General features: G+C 64.8%; 8 protein-coding genes and 1 pseudogene. 3 read left to right on the top strand and 6 right to left on the bottom strand.

Annotated features, from left to right (window positions below; genetic code table 11):
* Nucleotides 1–232: 232 nt before the first annotated feature.
* The 3 genes and pseudogenes from K6T84_RS17320 to K6T84_RS17310 all read left to right on the top strand — a co-directional run bounded on the left by K6T84_RS17320 (nucleotide 233) and on the right by K6T84_RS17310 (nucleotide 1,286).
* The gene (locus tag K6T84_RS17320) at nucleotides 233–910 is read left to right on the top strand and encodes a DUF433 domain-containing protein (protein ID WP_225400895.1); all 678 of its coding nucleotides are present in this window, start codon (nucleotides 233–235) and stop codon (nucleotides 908–910) included.
* Nucleotides 861–1,091 (top strand): annotated as a pseudogene (locus K6T84_RS17315) (PIN-like domain-containing protein); the annotation flags it as partial. The gene K6T84_RS17320 and the pseudogene K6T84_RS17315, both read left to right, overlap by 50 nt.
* A gap of 45 nt (nucleotides 1,092–1,136) precedes the next feature.
* Nucleotides 1,137–1,286 carry a hypothetical protein gene (locus tag K6T84_RS17310; RefSeq protein WP_255613089.1) on the top strand — a complete coding sequence of 50 codons (150 nt, stop codon included), beginning with the start codon at nucleotides 1,137–1,139 and terminating at the stop codon, nucleotides 1,284–1,286.
* 468 nt (nucleotides 1,287–1,754) lie between these two features.
* On the opposite strand, the gene K6T84_RS17305 is transcribed toward K6T84_RS17310, so the two are convergent.
* From K6T84_RS17305 to K6T84_RS17280, 6 genes are all read right to left on the bottom strand, one after another.
* On the bottom strand, nucleotides 1,755–2,777 hold the full coding sequence (locus K6T84_RS17305) for an IS110 family RNA-guided transposase (protein WP_225400893.1): 1,023 nt from the start codon (nucleotides 2,775–2,777) through the stop codon (nucleotides 1,755–1,757).
* 104 nt (nucleotides 2,778–2,881) lie between these two features.
* Nucleotides 2,882–3,595: a hypothetical protein gene (locus K6T84_RS17300; protein ID WP_225400892.1), complete on the bottom strand. Its 714-nt coding sequence runs from the start codon at nucleotides 3,593–3,595 to the stop codon at nucleotides 2,882–2,884.
* A gap of 10 nt (nucleotides 3,596–3,605) precedes the next feature.
* Nucleotides 3,606–4,328, bottom strand: coding sequence for a hypothetical protein (locus K6T84_RS17295; protein WP_225400891.1), 723 nt, complete (start codon nucleotides 4,326–4,328; stop codon nucleotides 3,606–3,608).
* 9 nt (nucleotides 4,329–4,337) lie between these two features.
* Nucleotides 4,338–5,087, bottom strand: coding sequence for a hypothetical protein (locus tag K6T84_RS17290; protein ID WP_225400890.1), 750 nt, complete (start codon nucleotides 5,085–5,087; stop codon nucleotides 4,338–4,340).
* Nucleotides 5,088–5,115: 28 nt separating this feature from the next.
* Nucleotides 5,116–5,424 (bottom strand): hypothetical protein, encoded by a 309-nt coding sequence (locus tag K6T84_RS17285; RefSeq protein ID WP_224863410.1) that lies wholly within the window; start codon nucleotides 5,422–5,424, stop codon nucleotides 5,116–5,118.
* A 128-nt stretch (nucleotides 5,425–5,552) separates the two neighbouring features.
* Complete coding sequence (locus tag K6T84_RS17280; protein ID WP_225400889.1) at nucleotides 5,553–6,572, bottom strand: phosphotransferase family protein; 1,020 nt, start codon at nucleotides 6,570–6,572, stop codon at nucleotides 5,553–5,555.
* Between the last annotated feature and the right edge of the window lies 1 nt (nucleotide 6,573).

Genomic DNA, 6,573 nt, shown 5'->3' with positions numbered 1-6,573 from the left:
ACCGAAACGGAGGTCGCCTGAAACACCCCGATCCACAGGTATTGACAATTCCTCGCCCCCAACCCTTGGGTGACACACACAGATAGATGCCTTTAGAGAGGCGGTCCGGCGGGCACTGGGGGCCGTCCCCCAGGGAAGGGGATTTTGCGGGCCGTCTCTCCGCCTGTCGGGGGCGTTAGGCACACTGACAGGGATGGCGTGATCTACCCTCACGTTGACGCTCGCTAAGGGGGTGACCAAGACGATGACAGTCAATATTTTTACTGATGCACTGTTCACGCCTCGCGAAGTGTCGACCTACCTGGCGATTCCTCAGTCAACGGTCTACAACTGGCTCCGGTCCGAATCACAGGGCCGCGCTCCGCTGGTTCATCACATCGAGCCAGAGCGCCGAGGAGCTGCCTCGGTGCCCTTCGCGGCCCTGGTCGAAGCGTTCGTTCTTCGTGCGCTTAGGAATGAATTGAAGTTCACGAAGCGGCAGATCGCTGACACGGTCGCGGATGTGAGGGAGAACTTCGACACCGATTTTGCGCTTGCCAGCAAGCGCATTGCCACCGACGGAATAGATATTTTCATCGACCACAACGATGGCGAGATTGCTCGTGTAGGTGACCATCAGACGCTGCTGCGTGAAGTCGTGGGCGGCTACCTCAAGTACATCACCTGGTCAGAGACGACAGAGTTTGCGGCAAGGCTTCGTCTGCCGGCATTCAGTGGGGACGCCGAAGTGATTGTCGACCCGCGGTTCGGTTGGGGCGCTCCTGTTGTGGATCGGAACAAGGTGCCGGTCAGGGCGGTTTTGGATCTGTGGGCCGCTGGCGAGTCGATGAAGACCGTCGCTCACGAGTACGGGCTGAAAGTTGTCGAGGTCGAAGAGATATGCAGAGTTGGCCTCAAGCACGCAGCCTGAGTTCTTCCTTGACCGCGGCCTCGGCGTTGGGGTCGCAGCTGGCTTACGCGAACACGGTTGGCAAATTCACCGGGCAGCCGATCACTTCGCGAATGATGCTCAGGACGTTGACGATCCCGTTTGGATGCGGTTGGGACTTGAGAGAGGCTGGTATCCGCTACACAAGGACGGCAGAATCCGCGGCCGTGAAGTCGAACGTCGGCCGCTAGTCGAGTTCGCAGCTCCGATGTTCTACCTGGACAACCAGCAGCTGAAGATCGCTGAGATGGTCCGCCGATTCCACGATGCGCGGCACGCGATCTACCGAAAGGTCGCAGAAGGCGGCGCCTCCTGCTACGCGGTGTCGGCGAAAGGAATACGCCGCACCTGGCCGTAAGCTGCCGACGTTCTGCCCGCCCGTCCGCAATAGCCCACGCGCACACCGTTTGCAGAGTCATCCCTGAAGGGGCGGGGCGTTGTCAAGGGTGTTGTTCCTGCGGTTTTTCGGTTTTGGGGATAGGTGCTGGCAGCGCTGAATAGGGGTTGGGGTCAAGACGCAGCGCCCGCAGCGTAGCGAGGACGAACGGTCTTGACGGCGACCCGTTTCAGCGCAGAATTGGCCGGGCCCGAAGACGGCAGGTTCGGTATGTGGTTGTGGGTGAAGCGGCTCTCCAGTGTGGTCCGAGATCAGATCGGGTAAGGCCCGGGTTGTTCCGGGCTGCCGGTCATCCCTTCGCCCTGGCCGGGTTGGCAGGGCATGGAGCGGTGCGGCGTGCGGTATGCGGGATCAATCAACGGAACGGCCATGCCCCAGGCGGGGAGGCCAGACTCTGCGGCGACCACGCGTATACCGCACCCGGATTACTCACGCTGCGTCCTTGGCCAGCGCACGGATGTGCCCGTCGCGCAGGCCGTAGTAGACCAGGGTGAGCAGCTTGCGTGCCGCGGCGACCTTGGCGATATTCCTGCCGCGCCGAGCGGCGATCCGATCTTTGTCGATACCGATCTTCACCGTGGTCTTGTGCTGTATCGCCTCGACGGTCGCCCAGCGCACCAACGTCGATCCCTGCTTGGTGATGTGCCCGCGGTGCACCACGGTGTCAGACTCATAATGCCGTGGTGTCAGCCCCGCCCACGAACACAATTGTGCCGGGCCACCGAAGCGGTGCACGTCACCGATCTCGGCGACGAACACCGCGGCCAGGACCGGCCCCACGCCCGGCAATTGTTGGATCGCGTTGTAGCCGGCGTGATGGTGCAGCTCGGTGGCGATTCGGTCGGACAATGCTGTCTGCTCGATGTCGAGGATGTCGATCAGACGCAGCAGCGAGGCCACCCGCTGGGCATACACACCACCTAGTGGGGTGCGCTCCAAGCGTTTGCGGGCGGTGGCCCCGAACAAATCCGTCGCGACGATCAGCACGCCGGCCTTGGCCAGGACCGCATGCACCTGCGCTTTAAGGCCTGAGCGCAGCGCTACCAGCTTGGCGCGGTAGCGGACCAGCTCACGCAGTTCCCGGGTGGCCGGCGGTGCGATCCAGGCCTCCGGCAGTCGGTTCATCCGCAGCAGATCCGCTAGGTCGGCGGCATCACGCACGTCGTTTTTCACCCGGCGATACCGGAACCCTTTGACGCCTAACGGATGCGCCAAGTGAACATTGGCGCCACAGGCCTGCAGGACATCAACCGCCCAGTACCAGCCATAGGTGGCTTCGAGCACCACCTCCGGATTCGATCCAGCGCGCTCGATCTCCAACCCCAAGGCCACCGGGTCGTTGACGATCCGCACCGTCGAGAGCTGCTCGCCGGTATCGGACTGACGAACGATCACCGACCGCTGCCGATGCAGATCAATCCCGACGAACTGTTTTCCGGCATACTCACTCATCAGGGGCCTCCCAACACGTGATTGGACATGACACCCCCAGCATCCGCCGGGAACGTCACGAGGAGCGGAGGCCCCGCCCCTTCATCGCATCAACGTTCCGCGCGTCAGTGTTGCGGGATGAACCAAGCCTGCTTGGCCTGCCAGGACCGCGCCAGCCCGTAGGCGAAGATGCCCACCGATAGGCAGATGCAGCCCCAGATCGCCGGGCCCAGATAACTGCGGATCCAGATCGAGATGGCCACCAGCACGCATGCCGCCAGCGCGAACACGAGCGACGCCAGGTACAGCGCCACGGTCGTGCGGGCCCGCGGATCATGCCGCAGCAGCAGCATCAGTCGGCCTATGTAGCCGCCCAGATACACCGATATGGCGGCGATCGCCAGCTCGTACGCGCTCACCCAGCGGTCGCCCGTCATGCTCGCGAACATGTCCGGCTGGTGGCCGTAGTCGGCCTCGACGAACGCCACCAGCATCACCGCAATACCCAGGCTCAACGGCACCAGCAGGTGCTTGCGCATCAGCGGCCGCACCAGGTCGGGCTGCACTAGCCGGACCAGCATGTGGTTGATGTTCGCGACGATCGCGATGATCATGCACAGGCCGCCGACCAGCTGCTGGACATTCCACACACCCAGGAAGCTGTGCAGCAGCGGGCTGAGCTCATGGCCGGCCCACGGCGAGAGCAGCAGCAGCGCGCAGCCCTCCATCGCGATCGCGAACGTGGCGGCAGACTCCCAGCGCGACCACCAGGTGTCGCGGCGAACCCACAGGCAGTAACAGACCACGGCCAGTGCGGCCGTGATGAATACAGCCGTCATGCCGGCCCGACTATCGGGCCGTCGCCGGCGAGAACCACGCGCTCTTCGCCCGCCAGGAGCGTGCCGAGCCGTAGGAGAAGATCCCGATCGACAGGCAGACGCAGGCCCAGATCACCGGACCGGCGTCGTCGCCCTCGACCCAGGCCGAGGCGACAACCGTCGTCGTGGCGGCCGCCGCGAACCCCATCGACACCAGATACAGGTCGATGGTGGTCTTGGCCCGCGGGTCCTGGCGCAGGGTCAGCATCAACCGGCTGACGTAGGTGCTGAGGTAGAGCACCACCGCACTGCCCGTCACCGCGTAGACGATCATCAAGGAATTGGCGGACGGGGCGGAGAAGAAGTCGGGGAGGTAGTCCTGGTCGGCGAGCACGAAGGCGGGCACCATGATCGCGACGCCCAGCCAGATCGGCACCATGAGCTGACGCCGCATCAACACCTTCACCTGTTCGGGGTCAGCCAGGCGCACCAACATGTGGTAGATGTTGCCCGACACCGCCGCGATCAAGCACAGGTGTCCGAGCATCTGCTGCACGTTCCACACCCCGAGTGCTTGGTGCAGCATCACGCCGACCGTGGGCGCCGCCCAGGGCGACATCAACAGCAGCGCGCAGCCCTCCATCGCGACGGCGCAGGTGGCGGTGACCTCCCAGCGGGTCCACCACGTGTCGCGGCGAACCCACAGGCTATAGACGATGATCGCCAATGTGGCGATGATGAACCCCGACGTCATCGGGCGCACTCACGCCAACGATTGCGGGGGATTGTTCTCGCTGACCGGAAGCCTGCCGGTGTGGAACCAGGCCGCCTTGGCCTGCCACGAACGTGCCGAGCCGTAAGCGAAGATGGTCACCGACACGCACGCGCAGAACCAGACCAGCGTGCTGGCGTCGTTCTTGGACCAAGTGGTGCTCAACTGCGCCATCATCGCGGCCAGCGCGAATGCCGACGAGGCGGTGTAGAGCTCGACGGTCTCCTTGGCGCGTGGATCGTCGCGCAGCGCCAGCAGCAGTCGCGTCGCGCAGCCGGACACGTAGATCAGCAGTCCGCACCACAGCACCCAGTACACGTTGGCCCAGACTCCGCCGCTGCTCGACAATCCGTCCGGCCGGTAACCCGCGTCGGCGACGACGAACACCACCGCCAACGCCAGCAGCCCGATTCGCACCGGCCACACCACGTGCCGGCGAAACAGCGGCCGAATCCGCTCATGGTCAGCCAGGCGCAACAGCACATGGTGAGCGTTGGCCGAGATGGCGATCACCAGGAACTGGTGGCCGACCAACTGCTGCAGGTTCCAGATGTGGGCGGCCCGATGCAGTGGCGAGCCGATGGTCTCGGCCGCCCACGGCGACATCAGCATCAATGCGGCGCACTCCAGCGCGATGGCCGTGCTGACGCCGATCTCCCAGCGGGACCACCAGGTGTCGCGGCGCACCCACAGGCTGTATAGCGCCACCAGTACGGTGACGCCTATGAAGGCCGACGTCATGCGTCGACGGTACTTCCCGAACGCCCCGTCAGACCGGTGGTTTGTCCAGATCGGCCTTGAGATCGCCGATGCGCAACGGCCTCGACGAATCCTGCAGGTATTCCGCGACGGCGTCGTGCTCGATCAGCCCGAAACGAACCTGCAGGTCGACCGGGTTCAAGCCGAAATACCGGGCGACTCGAATGAGATTGTCCGCACTGATCAGCCGACCCTCGTGCGCCGCCTTGTAATAGGCGGACTTGCGATAGCCGAATGCCTCGTAGACCTCGGTGGCACCGAGCGGCCTACCGACCAAGTAGGGCAGTACAACGGTTGGATCCTTGTGACGATCGTCCACAGCAATCAACCTTAGCTCGCCTATGTAGACAGCACGACATTTTCGTCATAAGCGCGGCGCGAAAATCAACGCATTCCCTCGTCATCCGAGATTTTTCCGAATCTCGGCGAAACTTTCCCGTTGCGCGGTCAGCCAGATATCAAGCCCTGCGCGCGCTCGAACAACCAGACCGCGGCGTCGTGCAGCTGCTCGCCCACTTCCTGCTGCGCCATCCCGGCGGACGCCCGGGCCAGGGTCCCCTCGATCACGATCGCCAGCTTGAAACTGGCCAGCACGGTGTACCAGCCGATGTTCGACAGGTCGCGGGAGCTGCCGGCGGCGTAGCGCTCCACCAGCTCGCCGGTCGAGGCCAGCCCGTCCATGCCGGTCAGGGTGTGGCTGAACACGCTGGAGCCGTCGTCCTGGCGCCAGGTGGCCAGCAGCCAGCCCAGGTCCAGCAGCGGGTCCCCGATGGTCGACATCTCCCAGTCCACGATCGCCGCCAGCTGCGGTCCGGTGCGGGAGAACATCACGTTGGCGGCGTGATAGTCGCCGTGCAGGATGCCCGGCTGCCACGACGACGGGGTGGTGGCCTGCAGCCAGGCGGCGACGTCGTCGATACCGGGCAGATCCGGGCCGGGGTAGTTCTCGAACTGTCGGTAGGAGTCCAGCTCGGCCAGCCAGCGCGGCACCTGCCGCTGCAGGAACCCGTCCGGCTTGCCGTAGTCGGCCAGCCCCACGGCGACATGGTCGACGGCGCCGAGTTTGGCCAACGACTCGGCCATCGACAGGCCCATCTCGTGGCGCACCGCGGGATCGCCGGCGTGCAGATCAGGCAGCCCCTCGCCGGCGTTGAACCCGTCCACGGGCTCCATCAGGTAGAACACCGCGTCACCGAGCACCTTCGGGTCGTCGCAGGTGGCGATCAGCCGCGGGTGCGGTACGTCGGTGCCGGCCAGCGCGGCCAGCACCCGGGTCTCGCGCAGCATCACCGCGTTACTGCGCGGCCGCAGGTGCCGCGGGCCGCGCCGCAGCACGTAGCCGCGGCCCGACCGGGTGAAACGCAGCATGATGTTCTGGGTGCCGCCGGACAGCTCCGTGACGTCTTCCAGCGGGCCGTCGCCCAGTTGTCGGCTCGACATCCACTGCGCCACCGGTTCCAGATCCATG

The sequence above is a fragment of the Mycobacterium zoologicum genome (assembly GCF_020181635.2).
Taxonomy (GTDB): Bacteria; Actinomycetota; Actinomycetes; order Mycobacteriales; family Mycobacteriaceae; genus Mycobacterium; species Mycobacterium zoologicum.
Note: the sequence above shows the minus strand (reverse complement) of the source record. Positions and strands in the feature narration are given on the sequence as shown.